Source organism: Paraburkholderia sp. GW821-FHT02A12 (assembly GCF_059422005.1).
The window spans coordinates 3,428,599-3,445,382 of the sequence record NZ_JBWKWA010000001.1 but is presented as its reverse complement, the minus strand read 5'-3'; the positions used below and the strand labels follow the sequence as shown (position 1 = coordinate 3,445,382).

Below are 16,784 nucleotides of genomic sequence, written 5' to 3'. Positions count from 1 at the left end.
CGAATATGAACGCTCCCACCCCCACTGGTTTTCGCTGCGGCATGGTCGCGATCGTCGGCCGCCCGAATGTCGGCAAGTCCACGCTGATGAACGCGCTGGTCGGCCAGAAAGTCAGTATCACGTCGCGCAAGGCGCAGACCACGCGCCACCGCATCACCGGCATTCACACGCTCGAGGACGCGCAGTACATTTTCGTCGATACACCGGGTTTTCAGACCAAGCACAGCGGCGCGCTGAACCGGTCGCTGAATCGCGCGGTCACGTCCACGCTGACTTCGGTCGACGCGATCCTGTTCGTGATCGAAGCGGGCCGCTTCGGCGCGGACGATCAGAAGGTGCTCGATCTGATTCCGCCGTCGGTGCCCACGCTGCTGATCGCGAACAAGCTCGATCGCGTGTCGGATAAGGATTCGCTGTTTCCGTTCATGCAGCAGGTGAGCGCGCTGCGCGAGTTCAACGAGATCGTGCCGCTGTCGGCGAAGAATCCGGACGACATCGAACGTTTGATGGCGACCGTCAAGCCGTTCCTGCCGGAAGGCGCGCCGATCTACGGCGAAGATGACCTGACCGATCGCAGCGAGCGCTTTCTTGCCGCCGAGATCCTGCGCGAAAAAGTGTTCCGCTGGACTGGCGACGAACTGCCGTACACCAGCACCGTGCTGATCGACAAATTCGAAACCGAAGGGCGCCTGCGCCGCATTTTCGCGACCATCATGGTCGAGCGCGACACGCACAAGGCGATGATCATCGGCCAGAAGGGCGCGAAGCTGAAGCAGATCAGCACGGAAGCGCGCCTCGACATGGAAAAGCTGTTCGACGGTCCGGTCTATCTCGAAACCTTCATCAAGGTGAAGAGCGGCTGGGCCGACAACGAAGCCGGACTTCGTGCGTATGGGTACGAATGACGCGTGGATGACGCTGAATTCCGACGCTGACCCGGACGACCCGGAGCCGGCCGCGCCGGCGCGCGAGCCGTCCAAACCCGCCCGCACCACCCGAAAATCCTCCAGTAAAAGCGCACAGGGCGCCGAAGGCGAGCCGCGCAAAGCGCCGGCGCGCCGCGCACCTCGCACCTCCGCGTCCGCGTCCGAGTACCGGATCGCGGAGCAACCCGCTTTCGTCCTGCACAGCTATCCGTATCGCGAGACCAGCCTGATCATCGACGTGCTCTCGCGCGATCACGGCCGTCTTGCGCTCGTCGCGAAAGGCGCGAAGCGTCCGCACTCCGCATTGCGCGGCGTGCTGCAGACGTTTCAACCGCTCGCGTTGTCGTGGTCGGGCAAGTCCGAAGTGCGCACGCTGACCGGCGCCGAATGGGTCGGCGGGATGTTGCCTTTGACGGGCGACGCGTTGCTCTGCGGCTTCTACGTCAACGAACTGCTGGTCAAATTCTGCGCGCGCGAAGATCCGCATCCGCAACTGTTCCATCATTACGTCGTGACCATGACGCGTCTCGCGCACGACGAGCCGCCCGTGCAGGTGCTGCGCTCGTTCGAGCGCGTACTGCTGCGCGAAACCGGCTATGCGATGGCGCTCGACCGCACCGTCACGCGAAAAGCCGTGCAAGCGGATGGCCGCTACGTGTTCGATCCCGAGCGCGGCGTGCGCGAAGCGTCCGACGACCTGCCCGCGCAATGGCCCGTGATCTCCGGACAAACCTTGCTCGACATGGAACAGGACGATTACCATCGAGCGCAGACGGTGGCGCAAAGCAAAACGCTGATGCGCTTTCTGCTCAACACTTACCTTGGCGGCACGCCGCTCGCGACGCGCCAGATCCTGATCGACTTGCAGAACTTATGAGCTTCTTTCTTACGTCGCCGAATGTGATTGATCTTGGCGTGAACATCGATCACGTCGCCACGCTGCGCAACGCGCGCGGCACGACTTATCCTGATCCGATCCGCGCCGCCTTGCAGGCTGAAGAAGCCGGCGCCGACGTGATCACGCTGCACCTGCGTGAAGATCGCCGCCATATCGTCGACGCCGACGTGCGCACGCTGCGTCCGCTGCTCAAGACGCGGATGAATCTCGAATGCGCGGTGACGCAGGAGATGCTCGACATCGCGTGCGAAGTGCGACCGCATGACGTTTGCCTCGTGCCGGAAAAGCGCCAGGAACTGACGACCGAAGGCGGGCTGGACGTTGCCGGCCAGTTCGAAGCCGTGCGCGCCGCGTGCATGCAGCTCGCGGCAGCGAATTCGCGCGTGTCGCTCTTCATCGATCCGGACGAAACGCAAATTCGCGCTGCGCACGAAGCCGGCGCGCCGGTGATCGAGCTGCACACGGGCCGTTACGCAGAAGCGCACGATCCCGCCGAACAGCAGCGCGAATACGAGCGGGTGGTGCGCGCCGTCGAATTCGGCGCGACGCTTGGCATCAAGGTGAATGCGGGTCATGGTCTGCATTACACCAACGTTCAGCAGATCGCCGCGATCGAAGACATCGTCGAGCTGAATATCGGCCACGCGATCGTCGCGCATGCGATCTTCGCCGGCTGGGACAACGCGGTGCGCGAGATGAAGGCGATCATGGTCGCCGCGCGTCTCGGCGCGTGCGCCTAACGCCACGGCGCCCCGCATGGCGATCTACGGTATCGGCACGGACATCGTTCAGGTCAGCCGCGTGGCGGCGGTGATGACGCGCACCAACGGCCGCTTCGCCGAAAAGGTGCTCGGCCCGGACGAATTGCGCATCTATCACGCGCGCCAGGCCCGGTCGGCGGCGCGCGGTCTCGCGTTTCTCGCCACGCGCTTCTCGGCCAAAGAAGCGTTCTCGAAAGCGATTGGCCTCGGCATGCACTGGCCGATGACCTGGCGCGCGCTGCAAACGCTCAACAAGCCGAGCGGCGAGCCGATGGTGGTCGCCTCGGGCGAACTCGCCGAATGGCTCGATGCGCGTGGCATCACCGCGCGCGTGACGATCAGCGATGAGCGCGACTACGCGGTGTCGTTCGTGATCGCGGAAACCGGGGAGGTGGTGCGAGGGCTGGACTCCCCTTATGCGCCCGCCAGCGACGAATAAAAATACGTTGAACGCGGCGCACGCCGGCCGCGTCTCTCCTTGTCTCAAGCTTTTTTCTAGCGGAATTCAATGAAAACCATTCCCGGACCGGTGATGCTCGACGTGGTCGGCACAACGCTGAACCACGACGACAAGCGCCGCCTTGCCCATCCGATGACCGGCGGCGTGATCCTGTTCGCGCGTCACTACGAGAGCCGCGCGCAACTGATCGCGCTGACCGATTCGATCCGTGCCATCCGTGCCGATCTGCTGATTGCCGTCGATCATGAAGGCGGCCGCGTGCAGCGCTTTCGGACCGACGGTTTCACGGTGCTGCCGGCGATGGGCAAGCTCGGCGCGCTGTGGGACAGCGATGTGCTGCACGCCACCAAAGTGACGACGGCGGTCGGCTATATCCTTGCGTCGGAATTGCGCGCGTGCGGTCTCGATATGAGTTTTACGCCGGTGCTCGATCTGAATTACGGTCAGTCGCAAGTAATCGGCGATCGTTCGTTTCACCGCGATCCGCGCGTCGTGACCTTGCTGGCAAAGAGCCTCAATCACGGTCTCGTGCTGGCGGGCATGAGCAATTGCGGCAAGCACTTCCCGGGGCACGGCTTCGCGCAGGCGGACTCGCACGTCGCGATGCCGGTCGACGACCGGACGCTGGACGAAATCCTGCGCGACGACGTGGCGCCGTATGACTGGCTCGGTTTGTCGCTGGGATCGGTGATTCCGGCGCACGTGATCTACCCGCAAGTCGACTCGAAGCCAGCCGGCTTCTCGCGCGTCTGGCTGCAGGACATTCTGCGTAACAAGCTGCGCTTCGAAGGCGCGATTTTCAGCGACGATCTGTCGATGGAAGCGGCACGGCAAGGCGGCACGCTGACCGAAGGCGCGAGCGCCGCGTTGCAGGCCGGTTGCGACATGGTGCTGATCTGCAATCAGCCGGACGAAGCGGAGAGGGTGCTCGATGCATTGCGTTTCACGCCGTCGAAGGAATCGCAGCGGCGTCTGAAGCGCATGCGGCCGCGCGGCAAGGCGCTCACCTGGAGCAAGCTGGTGGCCGATCCGCAATATCAGCAAGCACAGGCATTGTTGCGTAGCGTGTTTGCGTGACGCGCTGGGTCACGCAATTGCGTCAGGCGATCGAGTCAGACTAAAAAACGGCGCCTTTGAGGCGCCGTTTTTTATTCAAGCTCTACCGCGAGGCCGGCAGCACTCAGTTCAACCGCATCCGCTGCAGCTTGTTGTAAAGCGTCTTCGGACTGATCCCCAGCAGCGACGCCGCACGATGCCGAGTACCGCCGACCGCGTCGAGCGTCGCGCGAATCAGCATTTCTTCGACATCGGCGAGCGGCGTGCCCACCGTCACCTGCACGCGGCTGCCGCTCAGATCGCGGCCGTTGACCGAACCCGCCTCGTCGGCGCGCAACGATTCCAGCACGTCGCCCGACGCGTGATAAGCGCGCCGCACGCGGTCCTGCAATTCGCGCACGTTGCCCGGCCATTCATAGGCGAGGCACTCGCGCAGGAAATTCGGCCCAATCTGCTTGGCGACCTCCGCCGTGCCGCGCACGGCCGCTTCATGATTCAACTCGTCGACGACGGCTTGCGCGATCAAGGCAGCGTCGTCGGCACGTTCGCGCAGCGGCGGCAGCGTCACCGCCGCGGCTTCGAGGCGCAATGCGAGATCCTCGTGCAGGCTGCCGTCAGCGACTGCCGCACGCGGCGCCTTGCGCGTCGACGCGATCAGCCGGAAGTCCGTCACCACCTGATGCGTGCCGCCGACCCGCATGAAGGTCTGCGAATCGAGCGCGCGCAGCAGCGCTTCCTGTTGCACACGCGGCAGTTCGGCGATTTCGTCGATGAACAGCGTGCCGCCGCTCGCCTGCTCGAACAGACCGGGTTCGCGCTGCTCGGCGCCGCTGAAGGCGCCGTGCTCGTGGCCGAACATCAGGCTGTCGAGCGGACGGTGCACAGCGGCGCTGCCCGCGGTACGGCAATCGAAGGTCACGAACGGACCTTTGCGGCGCCGACTCATGTCGTGCAGCGTGCGCGCGGCGACATGCTTGCCGGTGCCGGTTTCGCCGGCGATCAGCACGGCGGCTTCGGTCGGCGCGATATGTTCGATCGTGTCGTAGACATGCTGAATCGCGCCGCTTCTACCGAGCATCGCACCGAAGCGCCCGAGCTGGCGCAGCGACGCGCGCAGCGTCTGCACTTCCTCGGTCAGTTCGTACGGACGCGGAATACGCGCAAGCAGGCTGCGCAGGCGCGGAATGTTGACCGGCTTGAGCAGATAGTCCCAGATGCCGTGCCGCAAGCCTTCGATCGCGCTCTCGACCGTCGCATTGCCGGTCATCACGATCACAGGCAAGGCGCCGCCGGGCGGATGCGCGGGCAGATGCTGCAGCAGATCGAGCCCGCTGCCGTCCGGCAGATTCAGGTCGACCAGCACGACGTCGGGAATGAAGCGTGTCAGCGCGGCCCGGGCCTCGGCGATCGTCGTCGCGGTGTCGACGGAGAAGCCGTCGGCAGCGAGGATGGCGGACAGGCCCGACAGGCTATTGGGATCGTCTTCAACAATCAGGGCGTGTGGCATAGCGAGCGCAATTTTTTAGATGGATGGAATACCCGCGTCGCACCGCCGGGACTCCGGCGTGCGGCACGGGCGCGATGGCTGGCCGGTATGAGCGGTCGAATGGCCGGTCGAGCGCCGCGCGAGCAGCGTCCGCCAGGGCGGCGCGGTAGCCGCCGGGTAATGGAGATGGGCGCGGCGTGATGCGTGCGACGGCGATTCGACTCATGTAGTTCTGGTCCTTTGCAATTCGGTCAGGTGCCCGGATTTCTATAACGCATGGCAGGGCGCCTGTATTTCCTTCATTCGACCGGTCAGATATCCCGGTTTCTGTCGAAGAAGCGCCGTACCTCAAGTTCCGCCTGCTCGCGGGTTCTGCGGTAACGCTCCTGGATCAACGCGGCGAGTTTGTCGGCGCGGCCTTTCGCTTTGGACAATTGGTCGTCCGTCAGCTCGCCCCATGCAGTCTTTGCCTTGCCGAGCATTGGTTTTCACTTGCCTTCAGCGATGTCGTTATTCATGCCGCATCTCCGCAGTTGAGGAAAATAAAGCCGTGCAGGCCTATGACTGAGGGTGAGCACGGACTGTGCCACAACCATTTACTTAAGCTTATCAATGGTTTGAGGGATGCAGAGCGGAAACGCGAGGGTGTCGGGCAGGCATTTTCGAGAAGGTTGCCGGTAAAGTTTTCCTCAACCATACACGGCAGCGCAAAAAAGAAAAAGCGCCCAAAGTGGGCGCTTTTTTTTGTCGCATTTTTTTCGCGGCGCCGGCGTTGCTACGGCGCAGGATTCAGTCTGCGGGCGCTTAGGCGCGGCTGCGGTACTCGTGCGTACGCGTGTCGATTTCGATCTTGTCGCCGATGCTGCAGAAGAGCGGCACTTGCAGTTCGAAACCGGTGGTCAGCTTGGCGTTCTTCAACACCTTGCCCGACGACGTATCGCCCTTGACAGCCGGTTCCGTGTAGATGATTTCGCGGACCAGCGTGGTGGGCAGTTCGACCGAGATGGCCTTGTCGTTGTAGAACACGACTTCGCAAGCCATGCCGTCTTCGAGGTAGTGAAGGGCGTCGCCCATCATTTCGTTTTCGACTTCGAACTGGTTATAGTCGGCGTCCATGAACACGTACATCGGGTCAGCGAAGTACGAGTACGTCACTTCCTTGCGCTCCAGCACGACGACGTCGAACTTGTCGTCCGCCTTGTACACGCTTTCCATGCCTGCGCCGGTCAGCAGGTTCTTGAATTTCATCTTGACGACGGCGGAGTTGCGGCCCGATTTGTTGTATTCGGCCTTTTGCACGACCATCGCGTCTGCGCCGATCATCACTACGTTGCCGGTGCGGAGTTCCTGTGCGGTCTTCATAAAACTGTCCTGTACGAAATAAGTAGCTTCAACTTTTGCTCAACGGCATACGGCGCAAGCGGCTTCGGCGCTTCTCGCACTCCGGCGCCGCACCGCCTGGGAGCGGCTGGGCCGGGGTAGTGCGTGAAGCGTGGCCGGCTTGCCGCGGCTGCCCGCGGCGGATCGCAGGGCAATACCTGCGATTCCTGCATTCCCTGCAATCCGTTACCTGCTTTTACCCTGTGCGGGCGTTACACGAGTGGCGCCGATTCGCATCATGCGTCCCTTTTTTGACATTTCTGCCGGCGCATCGGCGGCTGATTCGGCTACCTTGCTTGCAGCCTTATCTGTGCCACTCACTGCCGCTCAACTGCCGTTTAGAGCAGATGATATGCCAGTGGATGCGGGGTTCGCTGTTACGATCGGGCCGCGCTTGCGTCGTCGGCCGTTGGATAACCGCTTATTTTAACTGACTTTTTGCGAACAAGGCCAGATTTCCGGCGAGGTCGCCCACCTGCGCCAATTCGCGCGCCCATTCGGCCGCGCGTTGCTTCAGGGCGGCTCGGTGACGCAGGAAATCTGCCCAGTCCGGCTGACCGGCGCCGTTCCATGCGTGCCAGAAGCGCGCGAGCGCGTCGCGCGCGTCGGCGGGCAAGGTGCGGGCGTAGTGGGCGAGTGCGGCGTCGAGCTTCGGCAGATGGGCGTCGTCGGCTTGCGGGTAGATGTGCCAGACGAAGGGCTTCGCGGCCCATTGCGCCCGCACGAACGAATCCTCGCCGCGCACGAAATTGACGTCGCTGGCCCACAGCAGCGCGTCGTAGCCGGGTTGCCCGGTAAAGGCGAGCGCGTGGGCGCTGAGGCTGCCGCGCTCGGCGTGCGCACCGGCGGCAAACGACGGTAGCCCGAAAAAGCGTGCGACCGCGCCCGAGATCCGGCCTTCCGGCACGAGCAGCACGACCGGTTCGGCGCTATCGCGCCACTGTTCGAGCAGGCTGTCGACGGCGGGGTTCTCGTAGGCGAACAGCGAGACGACGGTGGCCGCGGCGGGCGGCGGCGGGCGGCCGGCGGTTTTCAGCCACCAGGCTTCGCGGGCTGGCTGCGAGGCTTCGAAGGCCGCCCGCGCGGCGTCCAGATGCCGTTCCTTCAGCACGCCGCCGGTGCCGGTGCCCAACCCTGGGAAAAAGAACGTCTTTGTCAACGCATAGCGCGGATGGGGCGACGGCCGCAGATGGAAATCCGCGACCCAGTCTTCGGCGCTCAGATATTCGAGGTTCAGCCAAACCGGCGCGCGCTCGCGCCGCGCCATCGCGGCGACGTAGATCGGCGGCAGCTCGCACGCGAACGCCTCGATCACCACGTCGGCCACTTCGAGCGTCTCGCCCGCGTGCGCCGGCTCGTGCCAGTGTTCGACAATGATGCCGCCGATCGCCTGGCGCGCGAGATCGGGCGCGAGCGACGGGCAGAGCTTCTGAAACGCATGCAGGTCATCGACGAACACGCGCACTTGCCAGCCGTGCTCGCTCGCCAACTGGCGAGCGAGGCGCCAGCACACGCCGATGTCGCCGAAATTGTCGATCACCGCGCAAAAGATATCGCAGGCGATCGCCGTGGGCGTGGTGGCCGGTTGTTCGGGAAGGGGCGTAGCGGAAGACATGGTGGCCTGGGTCGCGGGTTCGAGCGGGCGCGTGGTTGGGTCGGGCCTTTGAGCCGTGCAGTTGGGTTCAGCCGCCGGCCCATGCCGCTGCGATGCGCCATTCGATGCAGCGGGCTCGAACCCATGCGGAATGTTCTAAACTGGCGATTCTAAAGCACTCGTCCGCGGTTCCGCGCGCAAGCGAGCACTCAAGTGAGCGCGCGAGCGCGCAGCACTCGAGCCGAGGCTTCGCGACACTGTTCCGCCCAACCGATCCTGCATGACCGAACCCGAAGTAACCGACGCTTTCGAGCCGAAAAAAGTGCTCACCCAATTGCCGCATCTGCCCGGCGTCTATCGCTATTACGATACGCACGGCGCGGTGCTCTACGTGGGCAAGGCGCGCGACCTCAAGAAGCGCGTCTCGAGCTACTTCACGAAGACCCTGCTGTCGCCGCGTATCGCGATGATGGTGACGCGCATTGCGCGCATCGAAACCACCGTGACACGCTCCGAGGCCGAAGCGCTGCTGCTCGAAAACAATCTGATCAAGGCGCTCGCGCCGCGCTACAACATCCTGTTTCGCGACGACAAATCGTATCCGTACCTGAAGCTGACCGGCCACAAGTTTCCCCGCATGGCGTATTACCGCGGCTCGGTGGATCGCAAGAATCAGTACTTCGGACCGTTCCCGAGCGCATGGGCCGTTCGCGAGAGCATCCAGATCCTGCAGCGCGTATTCCAGTTGCGCACGTGCGAAGACTCCGTGTTCAGCAACCGCACGCGGCCCTGTCTGCTGCATCAGATCGGCCGTTGTACGGCGCCGTGCGTTGGAGCCATCGGCGAAGAGGATTACGCACGCGATGTCGCCAACGCATCGCGCTTTCTGCTCGGCCGGCAGGGCGAGGTGATGAAGGAACTCGAGCAGAAAATGCACGCATTCGCGAGCGAGCTGAAGTTCGAGCAGGCGGCGGCGGTGCGTAACCAGATGAGTTCGCTGTCGACGGTGCTGCATCAGCAGGCGATCGAAGTCGGCAGCGACAGCGACGTCGATATTCTCGCGGTGGTCGCACTCGGCGGACGCGTGTGCGTGAATCTCGCGATGGTGCGCGGCGGACGGCATCTGGGCGACAAGGCGTACTTCCCGGCGCATGTGGAAAGCGCGCTGACGGCAGAGGAGGGCGGCCTGGAAACGGGCGGCGAGGGGCTGTCCGATGCACTGGCCGAGCCGGGTTCGACGTTAAACGATGCGCCATCCGCTGTTGCAAACAGCGCGGCCGAATCGTTCGATGCCGCCGACGCCCTCGCTATCGCGCAAGAGCTGCCGCAGGACGAAGACGCCGAAGACGCCGCCGTGGACGTGGAAGCCGAAGGCGAGGCGGATGCGGGCGCTCCCTCGAAGCCGCGCAAAGGCCGCGCCGCCGGCGGCATCGAGTCCGAAGTTCTCGAAGCGTTCATCGCGCAGCACTACCTGGGCAATCGCGTGCCGCCGGTGCTGGTGGTCAGCCACGCGCCGGCCACGCGCGAGCTGGTCGACGTGCTGATCGAGCAGGCCGGCCACAAGGTGACCGTGCTGCGTCAGCCGCAAGGTCAGCGGCGTGCATGGCTCGCGATGGCCGAGCAGAACGCCCGGCTCGCGCTCGCCCGCCTGCTGTCCGAACAAGGCTCGCAGCAGGCGCGCACACGCGCGCTCACCGACACGCTCGGCATGGAGTGCGACGATCTCGCGCATCTGCGTATCGAATGCTTCGACATCAGTCATACGATGGGCGAGGCGACGCAGGCGTCGTGCGTGGTGTATCACCATCACAAGATGCAGGCGTCCGAGTACCGGCGCTACAACATCACCGGCATCACGCCTGGCGACGACTACGCGGCGATGCGTCAGGTGCTCACGCGCCGCTACGAGAAGATGGTCGCGCAAGCCGCCGCGCATGCTGCCGATGAGGCCGCCGCCGAAGCCGCTGAGTTGCAAACGGACGCGACGGCCGATCCGTCATTCACGCCCGATGCGGCGGAGCCGGCAGCCGCGGGCGGCATTTTGCCGACCATTGTGTTGATCGACGGCGGCAAGGGCCAGGTCGAGATCGCGCGCCAGGTGTTCACGGAACTGGGTCTCGATACGGGCATGCTGGTCGGCGTCGCAAAGGGCGAAGGTCGCAAGGTCGGTCTCGAGACGCTGATTTTCGCCGACGGCCGCGCGCCGCTCGAACTCGGCAAGGAAAGCGCGGCGCTGATGCTGGTCGCGCAGATCCGCGATGAAGCGCATCGCTTCGCCATCACCGGGATGCGCGCGAAGCGCGGCAAGACGCGGCAGACCTCGCGGCTCGAGGAACTCGAAGGCGTGGGTGCGAAGCGGCGTCAGCGGCTGCTGGCGCGCTTTGGCGGGCTGCGTGGCGTAGTCGCGGCAAGCGTCGAAGATCTCGCGAGCGTCGAGGGGATTTCGCAGGCGCTCGCCGAGCAGATCTATCGGCAATTGCACTGACCCTGATGCGATGGGGCTGCCCGGTGAGCGGCCGCCAGGCAGAGCCGCGACGGGGCTACGAAGGGCGACGAACGGCGCGCGGGCCAAGCCCCGCGTGCCGCTTTGCTTGTGGCAGGCCTTGTGACACGGCACAATTGCATCTCCCTTGTCAGACGCTGCGCCTGCCCATGCCGTTTAACTTTCCGATTTTCCTGACTTGGCTGCGAATTGTCCTGATTCCGCTCGTCGTCGGGGTGTTTTATCTGCCCGACATGATGATGAGCCTCGCGCACCGCAACCTGGCTGCCGCGACGATCTTCGTTCTGGCGGCGCTCACCGACTGGTTCGACGGCTATCTGGCACGCAAATGGAATCAGACCTCGGCGTTCGGCGCTTTTCTCGACCCGGTCGCCGACAAGCTGATGGTGACGGCCGCGCTGCTGGTGCTGGTGCAACTCGCGCGGATCGATTCGGCGATCGCGCTGGTGATCGTCGGACGTGAAATCGCGATTTCGGCGCTGCGCGAATGGATGGCGCAGATCGGCGCGTCGAAGAGCGTCGCGGTGAATTCGCTCGGCAAGTTCAAGACCGCGTGTCAGATGGTCGCGATTCCGATGCTGCTGTTCTACGGTCCGCTGTCGTTCGGCGGCGTCTCTGTCGACACGCGCGTATGGGGATTGTGGCTGATCTATCTGGCCGCCTTCCTGACGATCTGGTCGATGCTTTATTACATGAAGCTCGCGTGGCCGCAGATCCGCGAGCGGGGCGGCGTTGCCTGAGGGGGCCTGAGTGCGTCTGAATTTTGGGGACTCGAAGCTCGGCTGCGGCGTGACGAAATCGTGAGTGAAATCTGTTCAGTTAAAGACATTCGCAAAAGGGGTTGACACGTTTCAGCCGTTTCTCCATAATCTCGTTTCTCCGATGCACGCAGTTCTAAACGTCGGTGGCAGTAAGAGTGAAGTAGCAGTAAATAAGGCAGTAGTTAGCAGCAATATGCGGGAGTAGCTCAGTTGGTAGAGCGCAACCTTGCCAAGGTTGAGGTCGCGAGTTCGAGCCTCGTCTCCCGCTCCAGTTTTCGAAGCAACGCGTTGTTTGGCGAAGTAAAAATGCAGGGCGTTGTGAAGCAGTGCCATGCGGGAGTAGCTCAGTTGGTAGAGCGCAACCTTGCCAAGGTTGAGGTCGCGAGTTCGAGCCTCGTCTCCCGCTCCACACATTAGGGGAAGCAACGCTTCCCTTTTTGTTTGGTGGTCTGTCGTGCTGATCGGCCATCAGACAAATCTGTGAATCTGCAGCCAGGTTCCAGTCCGCTTGCGGCGCGATAGCAAAGCGGTTATGCAGCGGCCTGCAAAGCCGTTTAGGCCGGTTCGACTCCGGCTCGCGCCTCCAGTAGTTGATGAAGAGAAAAGCCCCGACACGTCGGGGCTTTTCTTTTTTCTATGCCTCATCGCTCATCGCTCATCGCTCATCGCTCATCGCTCATCGCGCGTCTCGCCTTCATCGCGCTTCCCGTTCAAGGTCGCCGGTCACGGCGTTGCCTTGCACGAGTCCGCACGCTTTGCTGCTCCCGCCGCTATAGTGCGAAGGTGCCCAAGCCCGGCACTCCGACACCCACATGCGCATCCAAAATATCGAACGCCGCTCTTTCCGCCCGCGCGTGATCTACGCTTTATGCCTCGTGGGCGCCACCTGGACGCACCTGCAAGTGGCCTTGGCCCACGGCCTCTGGTGGGACTACGGCGGCGCGGCGCTCGGCACGCGAATCTATTGGACCTCGCTGCTCTTCATCGATCCATTGACGGCGCTGCTCCTGCTGCTGAGCCCGCGAACCGGACTGATTCTCTGCGTAGCCGTTATCGTGACGGATGTGGCGCACAATTCGTGGTTCGCGCTACATCACCCGATCCGGATGGACCTGTACCTTTCGCAGATCGTGTTTCTGCTGTTCGTTGCACTCACGGTGCGTACAGCGTGGCGTGGCGCCGTTCGCCGACGCGTCGCGCCGCGCATTGCCGATTGAATTGTTCAACTGTCCAATCGCCTGCTTGCCCGCCAATACCGAGACCGCATGTATCTACAACTCACCGGCACCAACGTACGCCTGCTTGGCTCGATGCATCTATTCCCTGCAACGAACCGCCGGACGCCGCCATGGATTGCCGAGGCCTATGACCTGGCCGAGGAGCTGGTCTTCGAATCCGATCCGCCGACCATCCTGCCGTTTCTGAAAGCGCATTCGCGAAGCAGTGCGGATCAACTGCGTCCTTTGCTCTCCGCCGACGCCTGGAATCAGCTCCAGGCCGTATGGCCCGTCGACGGCCCGTTGGCGCCGCTCACCGATTTGCGGCCGTGGGCCGCGCTGATTGTCGCGCCGACGCTGTTTCAGCAGGTCGTCGAAGGCGTCGAGCCGCGCATGCTGCGTTCGGCGATCGCGCAAGGCAAACCGTATCGGTATCTCGAAACTGCGGAGGAAGTGGCGGCGTCGCTCGAGTCGATTCCGCTGGAAGCCGTCTCCGCCGCGCTCGGCTTGCTGATCTCCGATCTGAAGGAACCGCAGCGCACGCTCGAACGCATGCACGCGGCCTGGCTGCATGGCGATCTGCAAGCCGTGCACGAGATCGCTATCGAGTCGCCGATGTTCAACCTGCCCGGCATTCGCCACGCGATTCTCGATGCGCGCAATCGCGCGTGGGCGGAGCGTGTGACGGCAATGCTCGGGCGGCCGGAGCGGACGCTGGTGGTCGTCGGCGCGCTGCATTTGTGCGGTCCTGGAAATCTGATCGAGTGTCTCGCGCGCCCCGTCGAGCCGGTTTTCCTGGGCGCATAGTGGGTTTGCTACGGGCGGGCGCACGAGCCGAACCTGGCGAAAAGCACACGGAATACACGCGACGTGCGAGAACCGGGCGCGTTCCGGCCGTCGTGGTTGAGCGCCACCGAAGCCAGGCCGCGCGTGCAAGCGATGCACCGCGTAGTTCCGCGAGATTGGCGCGGCGTAGCCTGACCCACGAGATTTGCGCGGCATAGCCTAAGCCCGCCTGGCGCGGCATAATTCCGCATCGCCGCCGCCGCCCCGGTGCGCCCCCTTTTTGAAGCCTTCTCATGACCGAACCGCAGCGCACCGCCGCCACGCCACTGGCGCAACTCGAATGGCACTGGAAAGCCTTCGACGACCTTACCACCGCCGAAGTCTATGCAATGCTGGCCGCTCGCAGCGCGGTGTTCGTCGTCGAGCAGAACTGCCTTTATGCCGATATCGACGGGCTCGACACGGAGGCCTGGCACCTGTTCGCCTTCGGTCCGGGCGAGCGCCGTCCGCCGCTGGCAGGTTATCTCCGCGTGCTGCTACCGGACGCGGGAGATACCGATATCCGCATCGGCCGCGTGCTGACGACAGCGGAGTTCCGCGGCATCGGACTCGGCAACGCGATGCTCGAACGCGCGCTGGCGCACATCCGGGCGCAGTGGCCCGACACGCCGATCCGTTTGCATGCGCAGGCGCATCTGCAGGCTTTCTATGGCGCTTTCGGCTTTGCGCCGGTCTCGGACATTCACGAAGAGGACGGCATCCCGCACGTGTGGATGCGTTCGGTCTAAGCTTCGACGAAGCTAGGCGCAGGCGCGCCGGCCGCATTCAACGCTTTGGAAGTTCCAGCGTCAGCGTCGCGCGCTCGCGGCCACCGAGGGGGCTTGCGTCAAGCGTGGCGCGCCGGCGCCGCGTTCGCCACGCAGGCGTCCGCGCGCCGATAGCCGCATCCAGTGACGCAATGCCAGCAGGGCGCCGATTACGCTCATCATCGAACCCGGAATCCACAGCAGCAGTCCGCCGATCTGCTGATCGCGCATCGGGCTCAGCCACGTGAAGGCGCGTCCGCAGATCGAATAGATCGGATACAACTCGCGCGGCGAAAAGAAAATGAATGCGCCGAGGATGATCTGCGGCGGAATCGCGGCGATCACCACCAGCACGCGCTTGCCGGGCGACAGCCGCGCCGGCGGAGCCGGGCGCGGATCGAGCACGAGCCACCAGAACAGCAGGCCGTCGATTACCATGCTCCAGTTCATCACGCGGTAGAGCCGCCAGTCGAGCATCGCCACGAAGTGAATCGGCGACATCAGCCAGAAATAAATCAGCCCAACGAACAATGTGACCGCAACCACCGGATGCATCACCACGTCGAGCACTTTGCGCACCACGCGGGTTTGCAATGCGGGCCGCACGAAGCGTTGGCGCCAGCTGAATGGAATGCCCGCACGCAATGCGGCGCCCGGATACGACAGCGCGATGAAGAAAGGCCCGAGATGATGCAGCACCAGATGCTGCGCGCGATGCATGAAAAACTCATGCTCGAAGAAGTAATCGAGCCGCGTATGCAGCGCGATATACAACGCGGCCAGCCCGAACCAGAAGGAAATGCGCCGGGCGATCGATACCTTCGCCTTGTGTGCGCCACGCACAAACAGGATCGCGGGCACCAGCAATGCGATCACGACGGTCGGCGAGAACTCCCAGGGATCGAGCCAGTAGAGCAGGTTCATCGTGCGTCGTTGTTGTTACTTGGTCTGTGCGGGCGATTTGACGGTGAACGGCGTGTCGAGCGTTTCGCCGTCGGAGAACTTCAGCGTCAGATGCACGGTGTCGCCCGGCTTCACCGTATGCTTCGCGTCTTCGAGCATCACGTGGTAGCCGCCTGGCGCAATCGCGACCTGGCCGTGCGCGGGCACCGTCAGCTTGTCGACCATCACCATCTTTTGCGTCGAGCCGTTCGACACGGTTTGATGCAGCATCGCGCCACCATAGTCGTTACTGGAAATATCGACGAGGTCGATCGGCTTGTCGCTCGCGTTCACCAGTGTCACGTAGCCCGCGGCGGGCAGATTGTTCGGCAGCCAGCGAACCCACGCCTCCTTGGCGCTGATCGCTTGAGCGCCGGCCGCTTGCGCGCCTGGGGCGAAACCGAATGAAAGGGCGAGGGCGCAACTCAATGCGGCGAACGTCTTGATCTTGATCGACATGGGTGGACTCGGGAAAGGTCAGGAGCGGTCTTCAATGATACGGCGCAGGTCTTGTGCGATCGCACCGGGCGTGTCGTGATCGGTGGCCAGCAGGCGCGCATGGCCTTGGCGGTCGAACACGTAGACGGCGGAGCTATGCGTGACTTCGTAGTTGCCGTTGGGGTCGCGCTTTTCCATCTGATAGGCGACCCGGTAACGCTTGGCGAGCGATTCGATTTGCCAGTCGGTGCCGGTCAGCCCTTCGGCGTGTTGCGAGTCGAAGGCGCCGACGTAATCGCGCAAGGCCTTGGGCGTGTCGCGCGCCGGATCGACGGTGATGAACAGGATGTGCACCTTTTGCGCGTCCGGGCCGAGCTTGCCGAGCACCTGCATCAAACGGCCCATGGTCTCCGGGCAAACATCCGGACAATGCGTGTAGCCGAAGTAGACGAGCGACGTGCGGCCCTTGAATGAATCACCGCTGACGGGGCGGCCGTCGCCGCCGGTCAGCGAGAAATCCAGATCCGGCAAGTGGCCGGTCACGTTGGTCAGCAGCCACGGTTCGGCGCGATGCGTGCAGCCGCTTAGCGCAGCCAGCGCGCCCACCATGACCGTCAACGCGAACAGGCGCTTCGACCACGCGCGGTGTGGCGATGCAAGGTTCGGTTGCCGGCGTCGGAATGAGATGAGCGGGAACAAAGCGGGTATCAATGACTCTCTTGAAGAGCGGTACACGAAGTGGCGCGTGCAGGTCACGCACGACGCGATGC

17 protein-coding genes and 3 tRNA genes are annotated in these 16,784 nt (G+C 63.6%); 13 read left to right on the top strand and 7 right to left on the bottom strand.

Going from position 1 to position 16,784, the window contains the following annotated elements; genetic code table 11:
• Positions 1 to 5 precede the first annotated feature (5 nt).
• The 5 genes from era to nagZ all read left to right on the top strand — a co-directional run bounded on the left by era (position 6) and on the right by nagZ (position 4,122).
• Positions 6 to 905, top strand: coding sequence for a GTPase Era (gene era, locus AC07WT_RS15655; protein ID WP_492590945.1), 900 nt, complete (start codon positions 6 to 8; stop codon positions 903 to 905).
• Positions 892 to 1,803 carry a DNA repair protein RecO gene (gene recO, locus AC07WT_RS15650; protein WP_492590944.1) on the top strand — a complete coding sequence of 304 codons (912 nt, stop codon included), beginning with the start codon at positions 892 to 894 and terminating at the stop codon, positions 1,801 to 1,803. Before era ends, recO begins: the two co-directional genes overlap by 14 nt.
• Positions 1,800 to 2,564, top strand: coding sequence for a pyridoxine 5'-phosphate synthase (gene pdxJ, locus AC07WT_RS15645; RefSeq protein WP_494947670.1), 765 nt, complete (start codon positions 1,800 to 1,802; stop codon positions 2,562 to 2,564). Before recO ends, pdxJ begins: the two co-directional genes overlap by 4 nt.
• A gap of 16 nt (positions 2,565 to 2,580) precedes the next feature.
• On the top strand, positions 2,581 to 3,024 hold the full coding sequence (acpS, locus tag AC07WT_RS15640) for a holo-ACP synthase (RefSeq protein WP_492590942.1): 444 nt from the start codon (positions 2,581 to 2,583) through the stop codon (positions 3,022 to 3,024).
• 69 nt (positions 3,025 to 3,093) lie between these two features.
• Complete coding sequence (gene nagZ / locus AC07WT_RS15635; RefSeq protein ID WP_494947669.1) at positions 3,094 to 4,122, top strand: beta-N-acetylhexosaminidase; 1,029 nt, start codon at positions 3,094 to 3,096, stop codon at positions 4,120 to 4,122.
• Positions 4,123 to 4,225: 103 nt separating this feature from the next.
• Here nagZ and AC07WT_RS15630 read toward each other — a convergent pair whose 3' ends face one another.
• The 4 genes from AC07WT_RS15630 to earP all read right to left on the bottom strand — a co-directional run bounded on the left by AC07WT_RS15630 (position 4,226) and on the right by earP (position 8,582).
• On the bottom strand, positions 4,226 to 5,608 hold the full coding sequence (locus AC07WT_RS15630) for a sigma-54-dependent transcriptional regulator (RefSeq protein ID WP_494947668.1): 1,383 nt from the start codon (positions 5,606 to 5,608) through the stop codon (positions 4,226 to 4,228).
• 290 nt (positions 5,609 to 5,898) lie between these two features.
• Positions 5,899 to 6,069 (bottom strand): CsbD family protein, encoded by a 171-nt coding sequence (locus tag AC07WT_RS15625; RefSeq protein ID WP_494947667.1) that lies wholly within the window; start codon positions 6,067 to 6,069, stop codon positions 5,899 to 5,901.
• Between the two features lie 322 nt (positions 6,070 to 6,391).
• Positions 6,392 to 6,949, bottom strand: coding sequence for an elongation factor P (gene efp / locus AC07WT_RS15620; RefSeq protein WP_492590938.1), 558 nt, complete (start codon positions 6,947 to 6,949; stop codon positions 6,392 to 6,394).
• A 439-nt stretch (positions 6,950 to 7,388) separates the two neighbouring features.
• A complete protein-coding gene (earP, locus tag AC07WT_RS15615) occupies positions 7,389 to 8,582 on the bottom strand; it encodes an elongation factor P maturation arginine rhamnosyltransferase EarP (protein WP_494947666.1) in 1,194 nt (397 codons plus the stop codon).
• 259 nt (positions 8,583 to 8,841) lie between these two features.
• Here earP and uvrC point away from each other — a divergent pair, with 259 nt between their 5' ends.
• The 8 genes from uvrC to AC07WT_RS15575 all read left to right on the top strand — a co-directional run bounded on the left by uvrC (position 8,842) and on the right by AC07WT_RS15575 (position 14,616).
• Positions 8,842 to 11,046 carry an excinuclease ABC subunit UvrC gene (gene uvrC / locus AC07WT_RS15610; RefSeq protein WP_494947665.1) on the top strand — a complete coding sequence of 735 codons (2,205 nt, stop codon included), beginning with the start codon at positions 8,842 to 8,844 and terminating at the stop codon, positions 11,044 to 11,046.
• Positions 11,047 to 11,213: 167 nt separating this feature from the next.
• The gene (gene pgsA / locus AC07WT_RS15605; RefSeq protein WP_492590936.1) at positions 11,214 to 11,804 is read left to right on the top strand and encodes a CDP-diacylglycerol--glycerol-3-phosphate 3-phosphatidyltransferase; all 591 of its coding nucleotides are present in this window, start codon (positions 11,214 to 11,216) and stop codon (positions 11,802 to 11,804) included.
• A 216-nt stretch (positions 11,805 to 12,020) separates the two neighbouring features.
• Positions 12,021 to 12,096, top strand: a tRNA-Gly gene (locus AC07WT_RS15600).
• 62 nt (positions 12,097 to 12,158) lie between these two features.
• Positions 12,159 to 12,234 (top strand) — tRNA-Gly (locus tag AC07WT_RS15595).
• 103 nt (positions 12,235 to 12,337) lie between these two features.
• Positions 12,338 to 12,411: transfer RNA gene (locus AC07WT_RS15590), tRNA-Cys, on the top strand.
• Positions 12,412 to 12,637: 226 nt separating this feature from the next.
• Positions 12,638 to 13,042, top strand: coding sequence for a hypothetical protein (locus AC07WT_RS15585; RefSeq protein ID WP_494947664.1), 405 nt, complete (start codon positions 12,638 to 12,640; stop codon positions 13,040 to 13,042).
• 48 nt (positions 13,043 to 13,090) lie between these two features.
• Complete coding sequence (locus AC07WT_RS15580) at positions 13,091 to 13,849, top strand: TraB/GumN family protein (protein WP_492590934.1); 759 nt, start codon at positions 13,091 to 13,093, stop codon at positions 13,847 to 13,849.
• A gap of 272 nt (positions 13,850 to 14,121) precedes the next feature.
• Positions 14,122 to 14,616, top strand: coding sequence for a GNAT family N-acetyltransferase (locus tag AC07WT_RS15575; protein ID WP_494947663.1), 495 nt, complete (start codon positions 14,122 to 14,124; stop codon positions 14,614 to 14,616).
• A gap of 60 nt (positions 14,617 to 14,676) precedes the next feature.
• Here the strand turns inward: AC07WT_RS15575 and AC07WT_RS15570 are convergent, their stop codons facing one another.
• From AC07WT_RS15570 to AC07WT_RS15560, 3 genes are read right to left on the bottom strand one after another with little or no spacing between them, the layout of a single operon-like run.
• Positions 14,677 to 15,558: a cytochrome c oxidase assembly protein gene (locus AC07WT_RS15570; protein WP_492590932.1), complete on the bottom strand. Its 882-nt coding sequence runs from the start codon at positions 15,556 to 15,558 to the stop codon at positions 14,677 to 14,679.
• 15 nt (positions 15,559 to 15,573) lie between these two features.
• Positions 15,574 to 16,035, bottom strand: a complete 462-nt coding sequence (locus AC07WT_RS15565; protein ID WP_492590931.1) for a copper chaperone PCu(A)C — start codon at positions 16,033 to 16,035, stop codon at positions 15,574 to 15,576.
• An 18-nt stretch (positions 16,036 to 16,053) separates the two neighbouring features.
• Positions 16,054 to 16,623 (bottom strand): SCO family protein, encoded by a 570-nt coding sequence (locus tag AC07WT_RS15560; protein WP_492591016.1) that lies wholly within the window; start codon positions 16,621 to 16,623, stop codon positions 16,054 to 16,056.
• Between the last annotated feature and the right edge of the window lie 161 nt (positions 16,624 to 16,784).

What these genes read in the sequence shown, in the direction of transcription:
- era (WP_492590945.1), top strand. Translation starts at nt 6, where the DNA reads ATGAACGCTCCCACCCCCACTGGTTTTCGCTGCGGCATGGTCGCGATC.
- recO (WP_492590944.1), top strand. Translation starts at nt 892, where the DNA reads ATGGGTACGAATGACGCGTGGATGACGCTGAATTCCGACGCTGACCCG.
- pdxJ (WP_494947670.1), top strand. Translation starts at nt 1,800, where the DNA reads ATGAGCTTCTTTCTTACGTCGCCGAATGTGATTGATCTTGGCGTGAAC.
- acpS (WP_492590942.1), top strand. Translation starts at nt 2,581, where the DNA reads ATGGCGATCTACGGTATCGGCACGGACATCGTTCAGGTCAGCCGCGTG.
- nagZ (WP_494947669.1), top strand. Translation starts at nt 3,094, where the DNA reads ATGAAAACCATTCCCGGACCGGTGATGCTCGACGTGGTCGGCACAACG.
- AC07WT_RS15630 (WP_494947668.1), bottom strand. Translation starts at nt 5,608, where the DNA reads ATGCCACACGCCCTGATTGTTGAAGACGATCCCAATAGCCTGTCGGGC.
- AC07WT_RS15625 (WP_494947667.1), bottom strand. Translation starts at nt 6,069, where the DNA reads ATGCTCGGCAAGGCAAAGACTGCATGGGGCGAGCTGACGGACGACCAA.
- efp (WP_492590938.1), bottom strand. Translation starts at nt 6,949, where the DNA reads ATGAAGACCGCACAGGAACTCCGCACCGGCAACGTAGTGATGATCGGC.
- earP (WP_494947666.1), bottom strand. Translation starts at nt 8,582, where the DNA reads ATGTCTTCCGCTACGCCCCTTCCCGAACAACCGGCCACCACGCCCACG.
- uvrC (WP_494947665.1), top strand. Translation starts at nt 8,842, where the DNA reads ATGACCGAACCCGAAGTAACCGACGCTTTCGAGCCGAAAAAAGTGCTC.
- pgsA (WP_492590936.1), top strand. Translation starts at nt 11,214, where the DNA reads ATGCCGTTTAACTTTCCGATTTTCCTGACTTGGCTGCGAATTGTCCTG.
- AC07WT_RS15585 (WP_494947664.1), top strand. Translation starts at nt 12,638, where the DNA reads ATGCGCATCCAAAATATCGAACGCCGCTCTTTCCGCCCGCGCGTGATC.
- AC07WT_RS15580 (WP_492590934.1), top strand. Translation starts at nt 13,091, where the DNA reads ATGTATCTACAACTCACCGGCACCAACGTACGCCTGCTTGGCTCGATG.
- AC07WT_RS15575 (WP_494947663.1), top strand. Translation starts at nt 14,122, where the DNA reads ATGACCGAACCGCAGCGCACCGCCGCCACGCCACTGGCGCAACTCGAA.
- AC07WT_RS15570 (WP_492590932.1), bottom strand. Translation starts at nt 15,558, where the DNA reads ATGAACCTGCTCTACTGGCTCGATCCCTGGGAGTTCTCGCCGACCGTC.
- AC07WT_RS15565 (WP_492590931.1), bottom strand. Translation starts at nt 16,035, where the DNA reads ATGTCGATCAAGATCAAGACGTTCGCCGCATTGAGTTGCGCCCTCGCC.
- AC07WT_RS15560 (WP_492591016.1), bottom strand. Translation starts at nt 16,623, where the DNA reads ATGGTGGGCGCGCTGGCTGCGCTAAGCGGCTGCACGCATCGCGCCGAA.